The sequence below is a fragment of the Marinobacter profundi genome (assembly GCF_002744715.1).
Taxonomy (GTDB): Bacteria; Pseudomonadota; Gammaproteobacteria; order Pseudomonadales; family Oleiphilaceae; genus Marinobacter; species Marinobacter profundi.
The window spans coordinates 224,214-248,127 of the sequence record NZ_KZ319372.1 but is presented as its reverse complement, the minus strand read 5'-3'; the positions used below and the strand labels follow the sequence as shown (position 1 = coordinate 248,127).

The 23,914-nt window shown below is 60.9% G+C and carries 17 protein-coding genes, 1 tRNA gene and 1 pseudogene; 16 read left to right on the top strand and 3 right to left on the bottom strand.

From position 1 onward, the window contains the following. Positions 1–60: 60 nt before the first annotated feature. The 8 genes from CLH61_RS18455 (at position 61) to pgi (ending at position 10,631) form a co-directional block, all read left to right on the top strand. The gene (locus tag CLH61_RS18455) at positions 61–237 is read left to right on the top strand and encodes a hypothetical protein (RefSeq protein WP_170003732.1); all 177 of its coding nucleotides are present in this window, start codon (positions 61–63) and stop codon (positions 235–237) included. Beyond that, on the top strand, positions 227–3,187 hold the full coding sequence (locus CLH61_RS13100) for an ATP-binding protein (protein ID WP_099615193.1): 2,961 nt from the start codon (positions 227–229) through the stop codon (positions 3,185–3,187). Before CLH61_RS18455 ends, CLH61_RS13100 begins: the two co-directional genes overlap by 11 nt. 7 nt (positions 3,188–3,194) lie before the next feature. Then, a complete protein-coding gene (locus CLH61_RS13095) occupies positions 3,195–4,601 on the top strand; it encodes a sigma-54-dependent transcriptional regulator (protein WP_099615192.1) in 1,407 nt (468 codons plus the stop codon). A 718-nt stretch (positions 4,602–5,319) separates the two neighbouring features. Then, positions 5,320–6,672, top strand: a complete 1,353-nt coding sequence (gene pcnB / locus CLH61_RS13085; protein ID WP_099615191.1) for a polynucleotide adenylyltransferase PcnB — start codon at positions 5,320–5,322, stop codon at positions 6,670–6,672. Then, a complete protein-coding gene (folK, locus tag CLH61_RS13080; RefSeq protein ID WP_099615190.1) occupies positions 6,669–7,184 on the top strand; it encodes a 2-amino-4-hydroxy-6-hydroxymethyldihydropteridine diphosphokinase in 516 nt (171 codons plus the stop codon). Before pcnB ends, folK (CLH61_RS13080) begins: the two co-directional genes overlap by 4 nt. Before the next feature lie 114 nt (positions 7,185–7,298). Then, positions 7,299–8,093, top strand: a complete 795-nt coding sequence (gene panB / locus CLH61_RS13075; protein ID WP_099615189.1) for a 3-methyl-2-oxobutanoate hydroxymethyltransferase — start codon at positions 7,299–7,301, stop codon at positions 8,091–8,093. Next, a complete protein-coding gene (gene panC / locus CLH61_RS13070) occupies positions 8,090–8,938 on the top strand; it encodes a pantoate--beta-alanine ligase (protein ID WP_099615188.1) in 849 nt (282 codons plus the stop codon). The genes panB and panC overlap by 4 nt, the downstream gene beginning before the upstream one ends. A 25-nt stretch (positions 8,939–8,963) precedes the next feature. Beyond that, positions 8,964–10,631: a glucose-6-phosphate isomerase gene (pgi, locus tag CLH61_RS13065; protein ID WP_099615187.1), complete on the top strand. Its 1,668-nt coding sequence runs from the start codon at positions 8,964–8,966 to the stop codon at positions 10,629–10,631. A gap of 37 nt (positions 10,632–10,668) precedes the next feature. On the opposite strand, the gene folK (CLH61_RS13060) is transcribed toward pgi, so the two are convergent. Both folK (CLH61_RS13060) and folB read right to left on the bottom strand, forming a co-directional pair. Then, complete coding sequence (gene folK / locus CLH61_RS13060) at positions 10,669–11,199, bottom strand: 2-amino-4-hydroxy-6-hydroxymethyldihydropteridine diphosphokinase (RefSeq protein WP_099615186.1); 531 nt, start codon at positions 11,197–11,199, stop codon at positions 10,669–10,671. Beyond that, positions 11,199–11,555: a dihydroneopterin aldolase gene (gene folB / locus CLH61_RS13055; protein WP_228152633.1), complete on the bottom strand. Its 357-nt coding sequence runs from the start codon at positions 11,553–11,555 to the stop codon at positions 11,199–11,201. Before folB ends, folK (CLH61_RS13060) begins: the two co-directional genes overlap by 1 nt. Positions 11,556–11,684: 129 nt before the next feature. On the opposite strand from folB, the gene plsY reads away from it, so the two are divergent. Further along, a complete protein-coding gene (gene plsY / locus CLH61_RS13050; protein ID WP_099615184.1) occupies positions 11,685–12,278 on the top strand; it encodes a glycerol-3-phosphate 1-O-acyltransferase PlsY in 594 nt (197 codons plus the stop codon). A 24-nt stretch (positions 12,279–12,302) separates the two neighbouring features. Here plsY and tsaD read toward each other — a convergent pair whose 3' ends face one another. Continuing rightward, positions 12,303–13,358, bottom strand: a complete 1,056-nt coding sequence (gene tsaD / locus CLH61_RS13045; protein WP_099615183.1) for a tRNA (adenosine(37)-N6)-threonylcarbamoyltransferase complex transferase subunit TsaD — start codon at positions 13,356–13,358, stop codon at positions 12,303–12,305. A 235-nt stretch (positions 13,359–13,593) separates the two neighbouring features. On the opposite strand from tsaD, the gene rpsU reads away from it, so the two are divergent. The 7 genes and pseudogenes from rpsU (at position 13,594) to CLH61_RS13010 (ending at position 23,859) form a co-directional block, all read left to right on the top strand. After that, positions 13,594–13,809, top strand: coding sequence for a 30S ribosomal protein S21 (rpsU, locus tag CLH61_RS13040; RefSeq protein WP_072794797.1), 216 nt, complete (start codon positions 13,594–13,596; stop codon positions 13,807–13,809). 172 nt (positions 13,810–13,981) lie between these two features. Beyond that, positions 13,982–15,751: a DNA primase gene (gene dnaG, locus CLH61_RS13035; RefSeq protein ID WP_099615182.1), complete on the top strand. Its 1,770-nt coding sequence runs from the start codon at positions 13,982–13,984 to the stop codon at positions 15,749–15,751. A gap of 187 nt (positions 15,752–15,938) precedes the next feature. After that, positions 15,939–17,789 (top strand): RNA polymerase sigma factor RpoD, encoded by a 1,851-nt coding sequence (gene rpoD, locus CLH61_RS13030; RefSeq protein ID WP_099615181.1) that lies wholly within the window; start codon positions 15,939–15,941, stop codon positions 17,787–17,789. A 78-nt stretch (positions 17,790–17,867) separates the two neighbouring features. Next, positions 17,868–17,944 (top strand) — tRNA-Ile (locus CLH61_RS13025). A gap of 768 nt (positions 17,945–18,712) precedes the next feature. Then, positions 18,713–18,805: pseudogene (locus CLH61_RS18680) on the top strand (PEP-CTERM sorting domain-containing protein); the annotation flags it as partial. A gap of 468 nt (positions 18,806–19,273) precedes the next feature. Continuing rightward, positions 19,274–20,608: an outer membrane protein transport protein gene (locus CLH61_RS13015; RefSeq protein ID WP_099615180.1), complete on the top strand. Its 1,335-nt coding sequence runs from the start codon at positions 19,274–19,276 to the stop codon at positions 20,606–20,608. Between the two features lie 14 nt (positions 20,609–20,622). After that, positions 20,623–23,859, top strand: a complete 3,237-nt coding sequence (locus CLH61_RS13010) for an Ig-like domain-containing domain (protein WP_099615179.1) — start codon at positions 20,623–20,625, stop codon at positions 23,857–23,859. Positions 23,860–23,914 lie beyond the last annotated feature (55 nt).

The following is a 23,914-nucleotide window of genomic DNA, read 5'->3' as shown; positions in this document are numbered from 1 at the left end:
CAGTGGCGCCCCCAACGTGGTATAAACCGGTTCATACTGACAGCCCGGACCTGAAGCCTGATGTATATCTACCGCCTTGTTTTCCTGCTGGTGCTGGCCATCTATATATTCTCCCCGAACATTCTCGACTGGTGGATCTCCCCCGGGAACGCCTGGTACAGCCCCTACGTGATCTGGGGTGGGCTGATCGCCATGGGATTCTGGCTCGAATGGCGTCGGGATCCCAATGAGTTTTAGCCTGCTGACGCTGCTGGGCAGCAGCCTCTGTTACCTGATCCTGCTGTTCGGCATCGCCCACATCACCGAACGCGGGGTGATCCCCCGCAGCTGGGTCCGCCACCCGCTGGTTTATGTACTCAGCCTCGGCGTCTATGCCGGCATCTGGGCAGTGTACGCCGCAGTTGGCCTGGCGGCAGAATCCGGCTTTGGCTTTCTCGCCTACTACCTGGGCATCAGTGGCGCGTTCTTGCTGGCACCGGTGCTGCTTAATCCGATCATGCGTATCGGTCGCGCCTACCAGCTGACCTCCCTGGCCGACCTGTTTGCGTTCCGTTACCGAAGCCAGTGGGCTGGCACCCTGGTTACCCTGTGCTCCGGAGCGGCCATCCTGTCGCTGCTCAGCATGCAGATTCAGGCGGTGTCGACATCCGCCAGCCTGCTGGCGCCGGAGGCCTCTCCCGGCGTGGTCAGTATTTACTTCAGCCTCACCGTCGTGCTGTTCACCATGCTGTTCGGCGCCCGCCGTGACCAGGGCTCGGAGAGCCACCAGGGACTGGTTGTCGCCATCGCCTTTGACTCCCTGATCAAACTGGCCAGCCTGCTGCTGCTCGGTGGCATCCTGCTGTTCAGCGTTTTCGGCGGCATGGGCGGCCTGGAACAGTGGCTCAGCCTGAACACCTCGCCCGCCGGCGCGATGACCATGAGCATCGACGACGGCAGCTGGCGCGCGCTGATGCTGATGTCTTTCGCCGGCGCACTGGTGCTGCCCCACATGTATCACATGATTTTCAGCGAGAACCCGTCACCTAAGGCCCTGGCAAAGGCCAGCTGGGGGTTGCCACTGTACCTGCTGCTGCTGGCACTGCCAGTGCCGGTCATCCTGTGGGGCGGCCAGGAACTCGGCGTGACAACCGGCCCCGACTTCTTCGCCATCGGCATCGCGCAGGCGCTGGGCAGCCCCCTGCTTACCCTGCTGATGTACATTGCAGGCCTCTCGGCCGCCAGCGGACTGATGATCGTCAGCACCCTGGCGCTGGCGGGCATGGTGCTGAACCACGTGGTTCTGCCACTGCGTACGCCGCGAGACCATGCCGACATCTATCGCTGGCTGCGCTGGACCAAGCGTCTGCTGATTGTCGTGATCATCATGACCGCCCTGCTGTTCCACGACACCGTCGGCAACAACCTGGACCTGTCCATTCTAGGCGCCATTTCCCTCACCGGCGTCCTGCAATTGCTGCCCGGCGCGCTCGGGGTCATCTACTGGCCGGAAGGCAACCGGCGCGGTCTCATTGCCGGCCTGGTAACAGGCACCCTGATCTGGGTGGCCACCCTGGTGCTACCGTTTTCCCACACCGCCAACCTGCTGGAATGGCTCGGTGCCCCGATTATTCCCGAATACGGCAACTGGCACCTGTTCACCTTTATCAGCCTGACCGCCAACGTCACCGTTTTTGCCATTGCGTCAGTCCTGAGCGCCAGTTCGGCTGAAGAAAGCAGTTCGGCACAGGCCTGCTCCCTCGGCGCCCTGTCCCGTCCCCAGCGCCGCGAACTGGTCGCCACCTCCTCACGGGATTTCGTCCAGCAACTGGCGGACCCGCTCGGGCTTGGCGTCGCCCGACGGGAAGTCGAGCGGGCCATCAGCCAGCTGAAACTCCCTCAGGTCGAGTACCGCCCCTACCAGTTACGCCGCTTGCGCGATCAGGTGGAGATCAACCTGTCAGGCCTGCTCGGCCCCTCCGTGGCCAGCGATATCGTCAAGCGGCACCTGGGCTTTAAACCCATGGCCAGCAGCGGTACCGCCCAGGACATCCGCTACGTGGAACGGACTCTTGGTGAATACCAGAATCAGCTGACCGGCCTTGCCGGCGAACTGGACAACCTCCGCCGCCACTACCGCCAGACCCTGCAGAACCTGCCGATACCGGCAGCTTCGGTCGGGGATGACGACGAAATCCTGATGTGGAACCACACCATGGAGCAGCTGACCGGGATTGCTGCGGACGACGTTGTCGGGGCCCGGCTGATGGCCCTGCCCGAACACTGGGCCGCCCTGTTCGAGGATTTCGTTAATGGTCCGGATCTGCACCGTTACAAGCACCGGCTCGACCTAAAGGGCCGCCCCCACTGGCTCAACCTGCACAAGGCGGCGCTCAGCGGCCCCGACCATCCCGAAGGAGGCAGCATCATCCTGGTAGAAGACCAGACCGAAACCCGGTTGCTCGAGGACGAGCTGATGCACAGCGAACGACTGGCCTCGGTGGGCCGGCTGGCGGCCGGCGTCGCCCACGAAATCGGCAACCCGGTGACCGGCATTTCGTCGCTGGCACAGAACCTGAAGCTGGAAACCGACAACCCGGACATTCTTGCCACCGCGGAGCAGATCCAGCAGCAGACCCGCCGCATCTCCGCAATCCTGCAATCGCTGATGAATTTCGCCCGCTCCGGCAACCACGCCCCCGCCAACCGTTACGAACCGGTGACCATCCGGCGCTGCGTGGAGGAGTCCATCAACCTGCTGTCGCTGAGCGACAAAGGCGCCGGCATCCACTACCAGAACGACTGTCCGGTCAATCTCATGGTGCTGGGGGACGAACAACGCCTGGTACAGGTATTCGTCAACCTGCTGGCCAATGCCCGGGACGCCTCCCCCGAGGGCGGGCTGATCCGCATCAGTGGAAACCGCGAGGGATACTCCGCTATCATCGAGGTCACCGACGAGGGTTCCGGGATTCCCGAAGACCAGCTCGATCATATTTTCGAGCCCTTCTATACCACCAAAGGACCCAACCAGGGCACCGGACTCGGCCTGTCCCTGGTCTACAGCATCATCGAAGAACATTACGGCAACATCCAGGTCATCAGCCCGGCCAGTCCCACGACTGACCACGGCACCTGCGTACGACTGACTCTGCCAGCCTACGAAGCCGACACCGAGTCCGCCCTCAGCCAGAACGAAAGGTCATGAAACAGCTATGCCCCGCATACTGATCGTAGAAGACGAAGAGATTATTCGTTCCGCCTTGCGGAAACTGCTGCAACACGCCGGCTACGAGGTGGCCGTCGCCGGCTCGGTCGACGAGGCCGACAGCGGCTACGAACTGAACGACTTTGATCTGATCATTTCCGACCTGAGGCTGCCCGGCGCCCCCGGTACCGAACTGATCACCCGGGCAGCTGCCACCCCGGTACTGATCATGACCAGCTATGCCAGCCTGCGTTCTGCGGTGGACTCCATGAAAATGGGGGCCGTTGAGTACATTGCCAAACCGTTCGACCATGATGAAATGCTGGCTGCTGTGGCGGCGATTCTGCAACGCCGCCAGGCCCCCGACCAGCACGCGGCGGATGCCCCTGAGGAGCCCGCCGGCAATGATGGCACCATCGATCCGTCGACCATCATGTATGGCAAGTGCGACGCCATGCAGAAGGTCTTCACCCTGATTCGCAAGGTAGCACCTACCGAAACCACCGTGCTGATCCAGGGTGAATCCGGCACTGGCAAGGAACTGGCAGCCCGCGCCCTGCACCTGCTCAGCCCACGGGCGGCACGACCACTGATTTCGGTCAACTGCGCTGCGATTCCGGAAAGCCTGATCGAATCGGAGCTGTTTGGCCACGAGAAAGGCGCCTTTACCGGTGCCGTTTCTGCCCGTACCGGCCTGATCGAAGCCGCTGACGGTGGCAGCCTGTTTCTCGACGAAATCGGCGAACTGCCTCCGGAAGCGCAGGCACGCTTGCTACGGGTCCTGCAGGAAGGCGAAATCCGCAAGGTCGGCTCCACCCAGAGCCGCCAGGTGGATGTGCGGATGATTGCCGCTACCCACCGCAACCTCAAGGCCATGACCCGTACCGGAGAGTTCCGGGAAGATCTTTATTACCGCCTGAACGTCATGCAGATCCGGATTCCGCCATTGCGTGAGCGCCAGGGCGACATCCTGGGCCTGGCCAGCCGGTTCCTTAAACGGCAGGGAGAACGGATGGGCAAGCCGGGGCTGAACCTGAGTCCGGAAGCAATGCGTGCCCTGGAACGACACCGCTGGCCCGGCAACGTCCGGGAACTGGAGAATGCGATCGAACGTGCCACCATTCTCTGTGATACTGACGTCATTACCCCCGGCCTGCTGGATCTGGAAAGCGAAGGCGGCGACGTCAACATTCCCGAAACCCTGGTGGAGGGCAATAACGAACAAATGCGCCCGCGGGATAACGATGCCACCAGCGATCTCTCACTGGAGGATTACTTCCAGCACTTCGTGCTCGAGAACCAGGACCGCATGAGCGAAACCGAGTTGGCGCAGAAGCTGGGCATTAGCCGCAAGTCCCTCTGGGAGCGTCGTCAGCGCCTGGGTATTCCCCGCAAGAAAACCACCGGCAGCTGAATTTCCCGGTTTGACCGGGAACTGTTACCGCCCCTCCCCGCAATACGTGTTACCCGGTGTTCCCCCAGGTAACACCATCAAAATGAAAACTGTGATCTGGGTAACACCTTAGTCTCATATCGCCAGGCCACCCCAGGTTAAAAAATTTCAAGGTGTTGTTAATAAAGGTTTTTTAAAAACTGGCACGGGCAGTGCACTCTATATAGCGCACAACAACAAAAACAACAGTGACAACGCAGCGGCAACAACAAAAACAAAAAGCTGCAGAGAACGTTCGGCAACAAAAACAAGAACAGAACGTAAGCGAACTGAGTGTTTTGGGTACTATGCTTTTTAGTGGTCCCTTGGCTCGTGCGGGTTGTAGATGTAGAGAAGAATCGTCCTCCAGGCGCCACTACATTTGCTCAAGAATCCGCCCGATGTCGCTGACCGCTCAATGTGTTCAAAGCTTTCCGTTTGCATTCCTGGACGCCCCCGTCTTGGGGAGCACAAGGGGCAAAAAAACCAAAAAAATCCCTGCAACAACAAAAATAATGCAGATCGTCAACGCTTTCAGGGCGGATTCGTGAAAACGGATCCGCCTTTTGATTATCTGGCCCCTGCAACTTGCCGAACACCTCCCCGCGCCCCTCATCAGCACGGAATCACGGTCTAACGTGTGCAAATCCTGTGCAAACCGTTAAACTCTCGTTTTTGCTCAACGCATCCACGGATTTAAATGCTAAAACGACTGCTGTCCCTGATTCCCGGTACCGGGAAACCCAAACCCCGCACTTACAAGCGCCGGGACATTCCCCGGGAAGAACACACCGTGTCCCGCTCAATGATCAGCGAGCCGGCCAAGAAAGTGCTGAACCGCCTCAACAAGGCCGGCTACGAGGCCTACCTTGTAGGCGGCGGCGTCCGTGACATCCTGCTGGATGGCCAGCCCAAGGATTTCGACATTGCCACCGATGCCACGCCGGAAGAGGTGCATGAACTGTTCCGCAATTCCCGGCTGATTGGCCGGCGCTTCCGTATTGTCCACGTGTTGTTCGGCCGCGAAGTAATCGAGGTCACCACGTTCCGCGGCAATGCCGGCGATACCGAGGTCGACAGCGCCGACGATGATCGCAAAACCAGTGAACATGGCCTGCTGCTGCGGGACAACGTCTACGGCAACCTTGAGGAAGACGCCCTGCGGCGCGACTTCACGGTCAACGCCCTTTATTACTGCATCCGCAACTTTACTGTCATTGATTTTGCCAACGGTATCGAGGACCTGCGCAACCGCCAGTTGAGGCTGATTGGTGATCCGGAAACCCGCTATCGCGAAGACCCGGTAAGAATGCTGCGGGCCATTCGCTTTGCGGCAAAGCTGGATTTCGAGATCGAACCGGAAACCGCGGCGCCGATTCGGGACCTGGCCCCGCTGCTGACCCATATTCCCTCTGCCCGGCTGTTCGACGAGGTTCTGAAGCTGTTTTCGGCAGGTTACGGTGAAGCTACCTACGACCTGCTCAAATCCTACCGTCTGCTGGAGTCGCTGTTCCCGGAAACCGTTCGGGCCATTGATGCCGGCGAACCGGACGAGCTGATCCGCCGGGCATTACAGAATACCGACGCCCGGATCGCCCAGGGCAAATCCGTAACGCCCTACTTCCTGTTTGCCGCCATGCTGTGGCCGGCGCTGCAGGCAGAATGGCTTCGGCGCCAGGACAACGGCGAGCCGGTCCAGCTTGCTCTGCACCAGGCAATAGGCAAAGTGATCGGGCGTCAGGTCCAGGCTACGGCCATTCCCAAGCGGTTCTCTGGCCCGATGAAAGAAATCTGGGAACTGCAGATGCGACTGCCGCGCCGTCAGGGCAAACGGGCACTGGTTACCATGGAGCACCCCCGCTTCCGCGCCGCGTATGATTTCCTGCTGGTCCGGGAAGCCGCGGGGGAAATCGAACCCGGGCTCGGCCAGTGGTGGACCGACTTCCAGAACACCGATGACCGCGGTCGTGAACGTATGCTCACCCAGCTCGGCAGCGCCGCGCCCGCCAAACGCCGGCGGCGCCGCAAACCTGTAACCAGGAAACCGTCATGACCCCGGTTGACGCCTTTATCGGCCTGGGCAGTAACCTGGCCGACCCGGAGCGCCAGTTGGCGGCGGCCGTTACCGAGCTCGCCAGCCTGCCCATGACCACCCTGGTTGCCCAGTCGCCGTTTTACGCCAGCAGGCCAGTTGGCCCCCAGGACCAGCCAGACTTTATCAATGGCGCCGTCTGGCTGCGTACCGAATTGCCACCGCTGGCACTGCTCGACCATCTCCAGGCCATCGAACTGGCCCACGGCCGCGAGCGCATCCAGCACTGGGGGCCACGCACGCTGGACCTGGATTTGCTGATCTACGGCGACAACGTCATTAACGATGAGCGACTGACGGTTCCCCACCCGGAACTGGTTAACCGCGATTTCGCGCTGCAACCCCTGCTGGACCTCAAGCCGGAACTCACGCTGCCTGATGGCACATCGCTGACCAGCGCCAGGGCGCAGTGCCCGGATAACGCACTGCGAAAACTGAATCCGCTACCCCGGGGAACGCAAGCTCCCGTATAACCGACACCCGACCGTGGCCTTGCCTCACGATCAGCCCGGGATTAACCTTAACCACTGATCGTGCCGGCAGCTCCGGCCCAGTCCAGGCATATCCACCCAAAAGGCAAGGATCCTATGGCTGTTACCATCAATACCCTGCGGGAATACAAGCAAAAGGGCGAAGCCTTCGCCGCCCTCACCTCCTATGACGCGACCTTTGCCCAGGTTGTCAGTGAAGCCGGTGTTGACATCATTCTGATTGGCGACTCACTCGGCATGGTTCTGCAGGGCAACGACAGCACCCTCCCCGTCACCATGGACCAGATGATTTACCATACCAGCTGCGTGGCCAAGGGTAACAAGGGGGCACTGATCATGGCCGACATGCCGTTCATGAGCTACGGCACCACCGAAGCCGCGCTGGAAAACGCGGCCGAACTGATGCGCGCCGGCGCCCACATGGTCAAGCTGGAAGGTACCGACTGGATGACTGACACCATCGCCGCCCTGAGCGAACGGGGCGTTCCGGTCTGCGCCCACCTTGGCCTTACACCACAGTTCGTCAACAAGTTCGGCGGCTACAAGGTCCAGGGCCGCGATGAGCATGCGGCCGAGATGATGATTGAGCATGCCTGTGAACTGGAAGCGGCGGGTGCCGACGTCATTCTGCTGGAGTGCGTTCCGGCAGTGCTGGCCGCCCGCATTACCCAGGCCGTCAAGGCACCGGTGATCGGCATTGGCGCCGGCGCAGATACCGATGGCCAGGTACTGGTGCTGCATGACATGCTGGGCATTTCCACCGGCGTCAAGCCGCGCTTCGTGAAAAACTTCCTGGCCGGGACCGACTCGGTATCCGCCGCTGTCGAGGCTTACGTCAAAGCTGTCCGGGAGCGCTCCTTCCCGGCAGAGGAGCATACGTTCAAGGCATGAGAACCGTACATACACTCAAAGAACTTCGCGCCATCCTCCAGGGCTACCGCCAGCAGGGTAAACGCATCGGGCTGGTGCCCACCATGGGCAACCTCCACGAGGGCCACATATCCCTGGTGAGACGGGCGCTGGAGGCCTCCGACGTGGTAGTCACCAGTATCTTCGTCAACCCCATGCAATTCGGTGCCGGCGAAGACCTGGATACCTATCCCCGCACTCTGCAGGATGATCAGGAAAAGCTCGAGGCCGCCGGCAATACCCTGGTCTTTGCTCCCGCACCGGATGAGATCTACCCGGAAGGACTGGCCAGGCACACCAAGGTGGTGGTACCGGAAGTCAGCGATGGCCACTGCGGCGCCAGCCGTCCCGGCCATTTTGAGGGCGTGGCAACGGTCGTCACCATGCTGTTCAACATCGTGCAACCCGATGTTGCCGTGTTCGGCGAGAAGGACTTCCAGCAACTGGCGGTCATCCGCAAGCTGGTCAAAGACCTGGTCATGCCAGTAGACGTCATTGGTGCACCGACGGTCCGGGAAGAGGATGGCCTGGCCAAAAGTTCCCGCAACGGCTACCTGTCCGCCGAGGAGCGCAACCGGGCATCGGCGATCTATCAGAGCATGCAGACCACCGCCAGCGCGCTGACCGGGGGCCAGACCGATTATGCGGCCCTTGAACAGGCTGCCAGCAACACGCTGAAAAATGCCGGATTCCGGCCAGACTACTACACCATTGTGAACAGCCTGACTCTCAAGCCTGCCAGCCCCGAGGACCGGGAGCTGACCATTCTGGCAGCTGCTTACCTGGGCACGACGCGACTGATCGACAATCTCTCAGTCACCCGCTAATCCCGTTACCCGAAAGGAATCACCGATGCCCCAGGCTCACGACCTTCTCAGCCGGCGCCCGGAATGGCGGGCACTGGCGGAGCATCAGGCCAGCATGCAGCAGGTTCACATGCGCGACCTGTTCCACCAGGACCCGGACCGCTTCCGTCGATTCTTCGCCGAAGCGGCCGGTATTTCCCTGGACTACTCCAAGAACCTGGTTACCACGGACACCATGGCGCGGCTGATGGCCCTGGCCCGCGCCTGCCAGTTGCCGGACCGGATCGAGGCCATGTTCCGCGGCGAGCACATCAACGCCAGCGAGGATCGACCGGCACTTCACGTGGCACTGCGTAACATGGGTAGTGAGCCGATCACCGTCGCCGGCGAAGACATCATGCCCGAGGTTCGCGGCACCCTGGCACGGATGGAAGAGTTTGTCTGGCGGGTACGCAGCACTCAATGGCGCGGCTTCACCAACAAGCCATTCACCGACGTGGTCAGTATTGGCATTGGCGGCTCTTTTCTCGGCCCGAAACTGGTGTCCGCATCGCTCAAGCCGTACTGGCACGGGCGCCTGAACTGCCATTATGTCGCCAACATCGACGGCAGCCACATCACAGAAGTATTGCGCCACATCAACCCGGAAACCACACTGTTCCTGATCCAGTCCAAATCCTTCAAGACCCAGGAAACCCTGGAGAATACCAAGGTAGCGCGGGAGTGGTTCCTCCATAACGGTGGCAATGAGGAACTGATCAGCAAGCACTTTGTGGCGGTCACCGCCAATACCCGGGAAGCTATTGACTTCGGCATCACCGAGGAGAACATCTTCCCGATGTGGGACTGGGTGGGTGGCCGCTACTCCCTGTGGTCCGCCATCGGGCTGCCCACCGCCCTGACTATTGGTATGGAGAACTTCCGCGCCTTGCTGTCCGGCGCCCACGCCATGGACCAGCACTTCCGCACCGCCCCACTGGAAGACAACCTGCCGGTGATCCTGGCCTTGCTGGGTATCTGGTATGGCAACTTCTGGCAGGCAGATGCCCATGCCATCCTGCCCTACGACCACTACCTGCGGGGCCTGCCGGCACACCTGCAGCAGCTCGACATGGAAAGTAACGGGAAATGCGTCACCCAGGCGGGCGAGCCCGTGGATTACCAGACCGGTCCGATCATCTGGGGGGGCGCCGGTGCCAATGGCCAGCACGCTTACCACCAGCTGCTCCACCAGGGCACCAAACTGTCACCGGCAGATTTCATTATCCCCCTGCACACACACAATCCGGTGGCCAATCACCACGCCATCCTGTTTGCCAACTGCCTGAGCCAGACCCAGGCACTGATGCAAGGCAAGACCGAGGCCGAGGCCCGTGCGGAGCTGGAAGCCCAGGGACTGCCACCGGAGGAAGTGGCCCGACTGGCGCCCCACAAGGTCATTCCGGGCAACAAGCCGAGCAACACCCTGTTGTTCGAACGAGGCACCCCGCGTACCGTGGGGGCCTTGATCGCCCTCTATGAGCACAAGACCTTTGCCCAGGGCGTGATCTGGGACGTGGATTCGTTCGACCAGTGGGGCGTGGAGCTGGGCAAGCAGCTGGGCAAGGACATTCTGGATCGGCTGCTCAGCCGGGATGCGCTGCCCGGTGCCAACGACAGCTCAACAGACGGACTGATCGAGCTGTTCCGCTCCCGCCATCACAACGGCAGCTGACAGCCAGCACCAACTGCGAAGAGCATTGCACGAGGCGTCAGACGACGCCTTGTGCACGGGACACCCGCTGGCCACGCCAGTCGAAATCCACCGGCCAGAGCTTCTGGTCACGATCATACGCGAGCCAGAGATCGGCGTAGGTTTGGCCGCACAGCGGGTGCCGTTCGGTGGGGGCAATCTCCGCCAGCGGGCGCAACACAAAGGCGTTCTTCAGGATTTCCCCGCGCGGCAACTCAACACCATCCACCGGTCCGGTGGCGTCCCCGTAGGTCAGGATATCCAGGTCGAGCGTCCGGGCACTGAACTTCGGAACATCACGACGGCGGCCGTTATCCGCCTCCAACTGCTTGAAGCGACGACTGAGTTCCGCCACGGACAGCGAGGTTGTGACGCCGACCACCAGGTTGAGGAACGGCTCGCCATCAAAGCCCACAGCCTCACTCTCGTACACCGACGAAACGGTCAGCTCGCCAAACCAGTCGGCCAGGGCATCCAGTGCCGCGCGAACATAGTGCTCACGGTCCACATTGCTGCCGATACTGATGTACACCCGCTTGCCCGCAACCATCACCGGTCACCCCGCTCGATACGCACACCCACCGCCTGTGCCTGGGGAACCGCACCGGGCTTGCGCAGGGTGAGCCGCAACCAGCGGACATTGAATTCATCCCGCAGCAACGCCGCAATGCCTTCCGCTGCGGTTTCCAGCAACTGCGGACACGCCCCCTGCAGATAGTGGGTTACCCGTTCACTGACCCGGGCATAGTCCAGTGCGTCGGCGACATCGTCGGAGCCTGCCGGCTTGCGGTTATCCCAGGCCATTTCGAGGTCGACCAACAGACGCTGGCACACCTCTCGCTCCCAGTCATAGACACCGATGACTGCCTCCACAGCCAAACCTTCGATCAGGACACTGTCTGTCAACGGCTTTCGTCTCCCGGGTTGCGACTCATTGATGATTGATTGCATTTCGTCCAGCGGCTAGTGTGAAGCCTTCCGCCGCTGCTTTGCGGTCCGGCATTTTCTCACAATTTACTGGCGTACGTCTTTGTCATGGATCTGATCCCCGCCCCGCTGCTGACCGTTATGCTGTGCGCGCTGGCCTACCTGCTGGGCTCGATCCTGTTTGCCTTGCCGGTATGCCAGCTATGGCAACTGCCAGACCCCAGGGCCCAGGGTTCAGGTAATCCAGGCGCCACCAATGTGTATCGCACCGGCGGCTGGCTGCCAGCCCTGGTCACCCTGGTCCTCGATGCCGCCAAAGGCTGGTTACCGGTCTGGCTGGCCCATCATGCCCAGCTGTCAATCCTGAGCCAGGCGATGGTGGCGCTGTGCGCCGTCACCGGCCACATGGTCCCGCTGTTTTACCGGTTCCAGGGCGGCAAAGGCGTGGCTACGGCCCTCGGGGGCGGCCTGGCACTGGCCCCGGTGACGACCCTGTTACTGGCGGCCATCTGGTCCCTGGTGATGTGGCGCTGGCGGATTTCCGCGCTGGCGTCCATCGTCGCCATTGTCAGCGGGCCGGTGCTCAGCGCCCTGCTTGATCCCGAAACGCTGCCGCTGTTCGGCCTGCTTGCCATCCTGATCGTGGTGCGCCATCGCAACAACCTGATTCGCCTCGCCCAGGGGCGCGAGGCCCGCTTCTGAGCTGCCCCGGGCAACGGCGCGTGGTCAGTCTGCCAGGCCGTTGGTACGGGGCTCCGCAACCGGCGGCAGGGTATTCATCGGCCACCGGGGCACTGCCACAATCCGTTCGCCGTCCCGTTGCCCCGCCAGCAACCGCTGACAGCCGGCATAGGCAATCATCGCGCCGTTATCGGTACAGAACTCAGGACGGGCATAGAACACCCCTGCGCCCAGTTTACCGGTCATCGCTTCGAGGGCATGTCGCAGGCGCTTGTTGGCACTGACACCCCCGGCAATGACCAGGCGCTTGCAGCCGGTTTGCTGGAGCGCGCGCCGGCACTTGATAACCAGGGTGTCGACGACTGCAGTTTCGAAGGCAAGGGCGATGTCGGCCCGAACCTGATCATCCAGCTCACCGGCCTCCTCCGCCGCAGTCACCGTGTTCAGGGTGAACGTTTTCAGGCCACTGAAACTGAAATCCAGACCCGGCCGGTCTGTCATCGGGCGAGGAAACCGGTAACGGCCTTCACGTCCCTGTTCAGCAAGGGCGGCAACCCGCGGCCCACCGGGGTAGTCGAGCCCCAGCATTTTGGCAGTCTTGTCGAACGCCTCGCCGGCGGCATCATCCACCGACTCGCCCAGCATTTCATACTCACCGATACCGTCCACCCGCACCAGCTGGGTGTGCCCACCGGAGACCAGCAGCGCCACAAACGGAAAGGCCGGCGGCTCGGGCTCCAGCATCGGGGCCAGCAGATGCCCCTCCATATGGTGGACACCCAGCACCGGCACACCCAGGGCGAAGCCAAGGGCATGGGCGACCGAGCCGCCCACCATCAGCGCACCCACCAGACCGGGGCCTGCGGTATAGGCAATGCCATCGATATCAGCGCGACCGCAACCCGCGTCCGCCAGAACCTGGTCACACAGCGGCAACAGCTTGCGGACATGGTCCCTCGAGGCCAGCTCAGGAACTACCCCGCCATAGTCCGCGTGCATATCGATCTGGCTGAACAGGGCATGGGCCCGCAGGCCGCGCTCGCTGTCATAGAGGGCGATGCCGGTTTCATCACAGGAAGTTTCAATACCAAGGATCAGCATAGATTCGGGCCACGATTCGGATCGGTTTAAAAACTGGGCGGCAGTTTAGCAGAAACCCGAAAGCCAACGGCAGATTCATCGAACAAACATTGACCTCGGCTACAGGCAGGCGCTATCATTGCCGGCCTTAAATACGCACTGGTCGAGTTTTAGCCAATCTGACCAGGTATGAGCCGGTCCGACTCGGTCGATCGGACAACACAGAAACCGAATCTATCAGGTAGGTGATTTTCGAATGCCAGCTGTTAAAGTGAAAGAGAATGAACCGTTTGACGTAGCACTGCGTCGCTTCAAGCGCTCCTGCGAGAAAGCAGGCGTCCTGTCCGAAGTCCGTCGTCGTGAGCACTACGAGAAGCCGACTTCCGTACGTAAGCGCAAAGCAGCCGCTGCCGTTAAGCGTCATCTCAAGAAGCTTCAGCGGGAACAGCGCAAGTTCGAGCGTCTGTACTAAGTTTTTAGCCAGACCTCACTTGACTGAAAGCTCCAAGCCGTATCGCCTGGCCTGCGCCGGGTGACTACGACCAAAAATGCCGCCGGGGCCTGGCTTCGGCGGCATTTTTGGCTATTGCGTCCGACACGCAGCCACGATCTCTGAGGCACTATTTGGCGGTACCGGAGACATCATGAGCGGACTGATCCCGCAACGTTTTGTAGAAGACCTGCTTGATCGCATTGATCTGGCAGAGCTGATTGGATCACGTATCACGCTCAAGAAAGCTGGTGGCAACTACAAGGCCTGCTGCCCTTTCCACGATGAAAAGACCCCGTCCTTCAATGTTCGTCCCGACAAGGGCTTTTACCACTGCTTCGGCTGCGGAGCCCATGGTGATGCCATCAGTTTTGTCCGGGAGTTCGACGGCCTCGGATTTACCGACGCGGTGGAGGAACTGGCCAAGCGGGCCGGGCTCGAAGTGCCCTATGACAAGACGGCACGCCAGGAGATCCAGCAGGCCAGAACCCTGACCGATGCGCTGGACTACGCCAGCCAGTTCTATCGTCAGGCACTGCTGGGCAGCCAGGGAGCCATCGCCCGGGATTACCTGAACCAGCGCGGGCTGGACCAGGGCATCATCGAACGCTACCAGCTGGGATACGCCCCCGGCACAGGCACTGCGCTGTTTGACAGTGCGCCGGCAGACCTGCGCGGCCCCCTGCTGGAAACCGGCACGGTCTCGGATCGCTATGGCCGGCCGCGGGATCTGTTCCGCAACCGGGTAATGTTCCCGATCCGCAATACCCGGGGACGGACCGTTGCCTTTGGCGGGCGCACCCTGGGCGACGACAAGGCGAAGTACATCAATTCCCCGGAATCGGATGTCTTCCACAAGAGCCGCGAGATCTACGGCCTGTATGAGGCGAAGCAGGCACTGCGGCAACTGGACCGCCTGCTGGTGGTCGAAGGCTACATGGACGTGATTGCCCTGGCGCAGTACGGCATTGATTTTGCCGTCGCGACACTCGGCACGGCAACCAACCAGGATAACCTCAGCGCATTGCTCAAGCAGGTGCGCCACCTGGTGTTCTGTTTTGACGGTGATGCTGCCGGTTACCGCGCCGCAGACCGGGCCATGGAAAATGCACTCGAGCTACTCACTGACGGGCTTCACTTGCAGTTCCTGATGCTTCCGGACGGCGAGGATCCCGACACGCTGGTGCGCAAGGAAGGCCCCGAGGCGTTCCGCCAGCGGATTGACGGCGCCACGCCCCTGTCCCGCTACCTGTTCAACAGGCAAAGCGAAGGGCTTGACCTGTCCTTGCCGGAACACCGCGGTGAATTGCGCGCCCGCGCCGAGCCGCTGCTCAACAAGATGCCCAAGAGCACCCTGCGGGATGCCATGTGGCACGAAATGTTGCGGCTCTGTGGCGGACGCCGGGAGTGGCAGCCCCGTGATAACACACGCGATAACAGGGGTGCCGGCAATTTTGGCCGGGGCGACCGAGGCAGGTTTGGCGACCGCAGGGAGCGGATCCGCGAAGAGCGGATCGACGTCCGGCTGAGCAAGGACAGCATGCTGTGCCTGGCGCTACTGGAAGCACCGGACCTGGCCGCGGAAGTGGCCGAACTGTGCCGCAGCGACCGCCAGCTCCACCAGGCCCGCAGCTTCGCCGAGTGGATCCTCGGCCAGCAGATTGCGGGGCAACGCCAGCTGCTGCACACCCTGGCAACGGACGATGCTGCGAGGACGCGGTTCTACCGCCTGTTTGATGGCATCGAACACGTGCCGGCCCGGGAGAAAACCCTCGCCGGCGCCCGTGAACTGCTGACGCCCGACCAGGAAGCCAGCCGCAAGCAGCGGCTAGGCGCCCTGCTCACGGAAAAGCGCAGCCTGGCGGACCTCACCGAAGCGGAGCGCAACGAGTTGCGCGCCCTGAGCCGGCAGAGCGAAGAGTGAATTTGGCGGGTCGGATTCCGGGGCCCGGACGGACAACGAAAACCAGCGACAAGGGAGAAAATTCCCTTGCCCACTTGAAACTTGAAGGGTTGATCACCATCTAACCAATCGGTGGCAGAGCAACCGGGCGACAGCTATAATGGCTGTTTAACTTTTTTCCTTTTATAAGCGAGTTCACAGGGTGTCTATGTCAGGCAATTCGCAAAAATCACGTTTGAAAGACCTCATTGCACGAGGCAAGGAACAAGGTTACCTGACTTACGCCGAGGTTAACGACCACCTCCCGGAAGACATTGCCGACCCGGACCAGGTCGAAGATATCATTCGCATGATTAACGACATGGGCATTCAGGTGTGCGAGGAAACGCCCGACGCCGACACCCTGCTCATGACCGAAGGCGATTCCACCGCTGACGAAGCCGCCGCCGCCGAAGCTGCCGCCGCCCTTGCCGCCGTGGAATCCGATGCTGGCCGCACGACCGATCCGGTTCGCATGTACATGCGCGAGATGGGTACGGTTGAACTGCTGACCCGCGAAGGCGAAATTGTCATCGCCAAGCGCATCGAAGAAGGCATCCGGGATGTCATGGCCGCCGTCGCCCACTTCCCGGGTACCGCGGGCACCGTAATCCAGGCCTACGAGCGTATTCTCGAAAACGAAGGCCGCATCAGCGACATCGTGACCGGCTTCCTCGACCCCGATGACGCCGAACCGTTTATGGGTGAGGACACCACGGAAGACACCAGTGATGACACTGCCGCCGACAGTGATGACGATGACGACGACAGCACCACCACCGAAGACGACAATGATAACGGTCCGGATCCGGAAGAGACCCGGCTGCGTTTCGAGCTGCTGAAAGAAAAGCTTGATGCCGCTGACAAGGCGCTGGCCGCTCATGGTCGCTCAGACAAGCGTACCCAGGAAGCACTGAACGAACTTGGCCTGGTCTTCGCGCCCTTCAAGCTGGCCAACAAGGCGTTCGACGAGCTGGTAAACGTGGTTCGCTCCACCAACGACATGGTGCGGGAGAACGAACGGGCGATCATGCAGATCTGCATCAAAGACTGCAAGATGCCGCGCAAGGACTTTATCAAGTGGTTCCCGGGCAACGAAACCGACCTGGAATGGGCCACCAGTTTCGCCAGCAGCAAGAAGCCATATGCCGCAGCGATCGTCGAGCGCGCGGATGAAATCGTGCGCCTGCAGAAGCGCATCCACAACATTCAGGCCGAAGTCGACCTGGATGTGGCTGACATCAAGGAAATCAATCGCCGCGTGTCTATTGGCGAAGCCAAGGCCCGCCGTGCGAAGAAGGAAATGGTCGAGGCCAACCTGCGCCTGGTTATTTCCATCGCCAAGAAATACACCAACCGCGGCCTGCAGTTCCTCGACCTGATCCAGGAAGGCAACATCGGCCTGATGAAGGCGGTGGACAAGTTCGAATACCGTCGCGGCTACAAGTTCTCCACCTATGCCACCTGGTGGATTCGTCAGGCCATTACCCGCTCCATTGCGGACCAGGCCCGCACCATCCGTATTCCGGTGCATATGATTGAAACCATCAACAAGCTCAACCGCATCTCCCGCCAGATGTTGCAGGAAATGGGCCGTGAGCCGACGCCGGAAGAGCTTGGTGAGCGCATGGAAATGCCCGAGGACAAGATCCGCAAGGTGCTGAAGATCGCCAAAGAGCCGATCTCCATGGAAACCCCGATCGGCGACGACGAAGACAGCCATCTGGGCGATTTCATTGAGGACATCCAGGCGCTGTCTCCGGTGGACTCTGCCACTGCCGAGGGCCTGCGCGAAGCCACGCGCTCCGTGCTGGCCGGCCTTACCGCCCGCGAGTCCAAGGTATTGCGGATGCGCTTCGGCATCGAGATGAACACCGACCACACCCTGGAAGAAGTGGGCAAGCAGTTCGACGTGACCCGCGAACGAATCCGGCAGATCGAAGCCAAGGCATTGCGCAAACTGCGCCACCCGTCCCGCTCCGATCACCTGCGCGGCTTTATCGACGACCAGGGCTCATAACTCTGCAGCATCAGTAGCGGGCGCCTACCCTCATGGGTATAATGGCGCCCGCTTTCTTCATACAGAAACGCGTCTTCCGGGCCTATAGCTCAGTTGGTTAGAGCAGGGGACTCATAATCCCTTGGTCGCTGGTTCGAGTCCAGCTGGGCCCACCACTCCTTTCAGTCGTGCTGAACCACAGCGCACTATTCCAGCCAAAAATCACGGATTTTTGTCGCTCCACAGGGCGCAAGCTTCGCTTCCGCAATTTCCTGTTCCGCCCAGCCGGGCCCACCACTCCTTCCCCTCCACCACCCTCTCGGGCCGTCGGAATTTCTTACACCCCTCGCCATCCACGGCATCCGTCGGCGGAATTTCCCTCGCTATTTCAGACCATTACAAATGTGGCATCCGCCTTGCTTCACCCACTTTGGAAGTCTCAGAGCGTCTCGATAACGGGAAGTACTCGAGAGATTGCAGTGGCACGGTGCCGCTGAAGGGGTAAAGGAGTGTCGCTTATGAAAATGAAAAATCTGCTTTTAAGTATGGGAGCGGCGGCTGCACTGGGCATCAGCGGTACAGCCTTCGCATATTCTGTCGGCAGTACCGACGTTGGTGGGCTCGATGATTATGTCGACCAAACCGGCGTACTCAGTGGTGAACAGGCCGAAACCGATTGGGTTTCGGGGGTTCTGGGCTTCGACGTCACGCTGACATCCAAGTCAGACCCGGCAGTTTTCCAGGTTACCGATGAGGATCCGAACGTCATTGCCATCGAGCTGTTGACCAGCCCGGGCTGGTACCTGGTCAAAGACGCCCAGACCACGATCCTGTTCCTGAACAATCCCAGCCTGGACTGGGCAGTGTTCAGCCTGCTGGACTACTTCGGTACCCACAAGCTGGAAGAGCTCCAGCTCAGTCACGTAACCGAGTTTAACGGCGGCACAGTGACCGTACCCGAGCCGGGAACCCTGGCCCTGCTGGGCCTTGGCCTGATCGGACTCGGTCTCCAGCGTCGCAAAAAACAAGCATCCTGATCGTTACTAAAAGGCCGTCAGTTTTCTTTACAGAAAGCTGACCGGCTGATTCGGGGCGCCATAATGGCGCCCCTTTGTTTTTTCCCTTCCGCAAGCCCCCCCCAATAGCCCACCGCCCGCACCACGACGTGTTCAGGTTCACCAAACTCCCGGTTTTACTGACAAATCTCCAACAAATCTCGGCGGGAAATATCCGAGCAACGCGGTCAACAATAGGGAGGTCGCCCCATCTACTGGACCCGGCGTGCTTCCGGAAGAATCCCGCGGCTCCGTTCGCCCCGGGCCCCTCCGTAATGAGCCGGGGTGGTTATTCAGACGTCAGCCGGTGTCATGGTGGCCAACGTCCTAAAAAGACAAGGTGGTTACACTCCGAAATAGAACAAAAGTACACGTTCTGAATTCCTGGTGCCTCGGGCTTTGTCGCGGGCACCGGCAGATGGAAAGACAAAAATAACTGGAGTCATATTCATGGTCGTTTCTTCCCGCTCTTCTGTCCGGGCACTGTCTCTCGCAATTGCCGCCGCATCAGCCGGCCTCTCGATGAATGTTGCCGCCAGCATGGGTAACATCGGTACTACCTACGGCATACTGCCTTCTGACATCGCCTCCGCCCAGGCCCTGTCCATGTTCAACACCCAGGTATCCGCCACCTACTACAACCCGGCGTACCTGGCAGCAGACGAAAGAGGCGAGCTTACCGGCGGCATCCTGCATGCCGAGCCGGAACTCCGGGCAACCGGGTCAGACCGCACCGGGGAAGTGCTGTCAGATCGCCCCAGCCAGCATGTGCTGATTGGCATGAAGACCAATCTGTCGTCGCTGACCCGGGTCAAGCACCCGATCTACCTTGGTTTTGTCGCTGGTGTCGAAAAATTTGGCAAGGAGCTGCTGGCTTTTGGATCCGAGACCTCCGATACCGGCCAGTTCCTGACCTATGACCGCCAGCCGCTGTTTCTCAACCTCGGCGGGGCGACTACGCTGTGGCGGGGCATCGATGCCGGCTTTTCCACCCGGATTACCCTGCACTCCGAGGCAGCCCTGAAAACCACCACCGACCTGGCCGGCAACACCGAGTACGAGTCGCTTTCAGTCAATGCAAAACCGTCGATCCGGTCCATTCTGAGCACCAGCATTAACCTGGGCGATACCTTCTGCCCGGATTCCAGCTGCTTCCTGTCCGGCTTCGAGACCGCCTTCGCCTACCGCACCAGTTCCAATACCCGCACCACGGTCAGTGCCAACACGGTGATTCCCGGTCTGATTCCGGCCAGTGATCCACTGGTGTTCGCCATTACCACCTACGACTCCTACCAGCCGTCGGTCTATGCCTTCGGCATGCAGTACAAAGCTGAGCGCTGGCGCGTCGGCCTGACCCTGGAGCAGCAGAACTGGTCCGACCTCGAGGACGAGTTTGCCGGCGACACCGTCAAGAACCAGGCCATGGCAGAGTTTGATGACATTCTGATACCGCGAATTGGCGGCGAGATGAAACTCGGTGAACACTTTGCAGTAACCGCCGGCCTGGCCTACCAGGAGTCCGCCCTTAAAAGCGACAGTACCCTGGACGTCAATTATTTTGACAACGACAAGTACATCGTCGGCCTCGGTCTGAGTGCAGAATACACACGCACCCGCCTGCTCGCCTACCCGGTTCGCCTGGACATCGGCTACCAGCGGCAGATGCTGCAGGACCGGGACTTTACCATCAGCACCTCCAACCCTGACGCAACCAACAACGGCACCGTGATCAGCACCGACGGTGACGTGGATGTGATCAGCGGCTCCATCACGCTGAAGTTCTGAGGAGAGACGCTGCCATGAACTACAAAAACACCCTGGCATTGCTGCCTGCCTTGATTCTCGCGGCCTGCGGTGGCGACGAGCAGATCATGAACCAACCTGCCCTGCCCGGCTCGCTGATCTATTCGTTCCCGGCGGACGGCCAGGCCGAAGTCAGCCCGAAAGCGAAGCCGGTCTTGCGCTTCGCCAATGCCCTGACCGAAGACGAAGCCACACTTGCCGGCAAGATCCTGATTAACGGCCAGGCAAACCAGGCCAGCGTCACTTTGGTTGACGGCGGTCGAAGCCTGGAACTGACCCCCAACGCGGGCCTTTCGCTGGGCACCGATTACACCATCGAATTTGCCGCGCCTTTGTTGGCCGAAGGCAACCGGGAGATTGCTACCCCGAATGCCTTCGGTCCGGCCGGCATCCAGTTCAGTACCCGTGGCGGTCTGAGCGGTATCGCAGGGCTGGACAACACCAGCGATACCTTCGCCGTTGCCAAGATGATTCCGTCCGCTGACGGTTTTTTCCAGCCAATGGATTTCTCCACCTTCCGCCTGCGGCTGACCCAGCCCGTACATCCGCAATGGCAGACCTTGGGCGGCGCCATCACCCTGGTCGACAGTGCCGGAGAAACCGTTCCGGCAACCATCCTGGTGAAAGGCCGTTATATCACCGTCGATCCCTGCACAGTGGATGACCCGGCATCCTGCGGCCTCCAGCAGGATGCCCTGACCCCGGGCGAGACCTACACACTCAGGATCAGCAGCCTGCCGGCCCTGGGCGGCGACAGCCTGGATTTCAGTGCGGCCTTCACACCCCGCGAAACCAGCCCGACGGTGACCCTGTTCCAGGAAACCATTGATTCCGGATTGCTGGCGGGTACCGAACCGCAACGCTCGGTACTCAATGGCCAGATTATCAATGGCGTCACCCTCAACTCGGTGCTGCAAGGCGTGGCCGGGCCGTCCCAGCAAACCGGCGGGCTCTATGCAGAGCTGGCCTATGCCCCGAGCTTTCCCGGCGACCAGCCGGTTCCCCTGCGGGTGCCCAAGGGCAGCGAGCTGCTCAGCAGCAGCCTCGATGTGAGGGTCAACGGCTTCGTACCGATCATCGATCCGGCCACCAACTCCATCCAGCAAACCGGTGAGATCAAGGTCACCATGCTGTCCGACGCCACCGGCTACCTGTATCCCAACCCCTACAGTGAGTCGGCCGAGGCGCCCCGCCACGTCAAGCTGTTCATGGATGTGTCGATGAACACCGCGGAAGCCCAGCCCAATGCCTCCCTGTCACAGGATCTGCTGGGGGTTGAGCTGAGTGGCATCGCGATTGTGAAGAACGGCGTACTGACCATTGATGCCATTGGCGTGGTCGAGCCAAATCTGCTGGGTCAGGAGTTTACGGATTCCACCATCGCCTTCCGCATTGAAGCCGATACCAATGCGGACGTGCAGCTGGATGCCCTGGATAACCGACCGCTGGATACCACGGGGCCGCAACTGGTGAGCTGGATGCCGGGCCCGGACGACGCGATTCCCGGCAACCGCGACCAGATGCAGCGCCCGGGTGACCCGATTGTGCTGAACTTTGACGAGCCCCTGGATGGCAAAACCCTGGCCGGCGGCCTGACTTTGCTGGCAGATAACAATCCGGTCGCCGCCGAGAACCTCCGCACCAGGCTCGACGGCACCGCGGTTGTGATCAATCCGGTAGGGGGCCTGCAGCACGGGGTGGCCTACGCCCTGCAGATCGGCAGCACCCTGACCGATCTTGCCGGCAACGGCGCGACCAGCCAAACCCTGGCGTTCGCACTGCCGGCAATCACCGACGCCACCAACCCCGAGGTCGTGTCGCCACTGGCACTGACCACCTACCCGGGTTACCCCTGCACCACCACGGCGGTTGACCTGGCGAACAAAACCCACGGTCGCTGCCAGGACGCTGCAGCAAACGGTCCCCAGGGTCAGATCCTGCCAATCACCACCCTCCCAGAAGACCGGCCAATCGTCGTGGTGTTCTCCCAGTCAATGAACCTGGACAGCATCCGCGCCGGTGAGACGTTCGTCGTTGAACAGGTCAATCCGGACGGCAGCGTTGCCGGTGCGGTATCCGGCCGGCTGGAGAAGAATAACCAGCGCATCCGCTTCTACCCGGACCAGCCCTGGCAAGTGGGCAGCTTCTACCGCTACACCATGAGATCGGCGACCAACGCCAGCCAGTGCAGCCAGAGCCCGAGCCAGGCCATCTGCTCTGCCAAGGGCTTCCCGCTGCAAACGGACCTGCTGGTCGATACCTCGGCCGCAGGGGTCGGTGGTCCCGATATGACGATCTACTTCGAGGGCGCCGAAGCCGCCACTACCGTGTTCACCCCGCTGCGCAACCTGCCGATCCGGGATACCAATGCCAACTACGTGATTGACTGCGACGGTTCCGCGACCTGCCTGGAACCCTTCAATCACGAAGAGGATCCGGCGAATCCGGGTGAGTTCCTGCCCTCTGCTAACGCAGCAAAGCTTGAGGTGACAGGCAATGCAACGCTTCTTGGTGCCGAAAGCCTGGGCGCTAACGTCGGCTGTGCGCCAGGAGCCGACTGCCCGGAAAACAAGTTCATCTACCAGACCTATGCTCTCAATACCGAGATCATGGGCCCGGCACTCAATGAGGCGGGCGAGCAGATTGGTGTACGAGTGCTGCTCTACCCGACCATGCTGGCTACCACGTCGGCCAGTGTCTTTCTCGACCTTCTGGGGGAGCAGGCAACGGGACCGCAGGTGCTGCGCATGACCTATGGCGAACCCACGGAAGACAACCCGATGGGCCTGGTGGAAGGCATCATTGTCGAGGGCGAGGATGGCCAACCCACCTTCATGACCACAGCAAATCTGACCCTCGATGCGCCCAACCTTGCCCTGCCGGATGGCGGCACCGTGCTGCAACACAACCTGTACAGCTATCCGATCACCCTGGAACTGAAAGGCCCGATCGTATTCTTCGACGATGGCCGCATGCAGGTGGTGCAGCGCAACACCAACGCGCCTTCCATCAATGTGCTGGTATCGAGCAGTAACGTATTGCTTGAGCCGGTACTTGACCTGGCGAGTTGTTTCGGAGGCTTGTTGTCATTCGATCTGACGGCCTGCGAAGCCCTGGTCAGCGGCGATTCATCAGACGTCTCAACGGTAGCCATTCCACTGGCAATCCCGGCCGACGGCGTCTACCTCAACTTCCTCTCCAACCCCATCAAGGAGATTCCGGCCCAGTACTGAGCCGGGCGATCTGATGATCAGGCCAGCCTCCGGGCTGGCCTTTTTTATGGCCGGA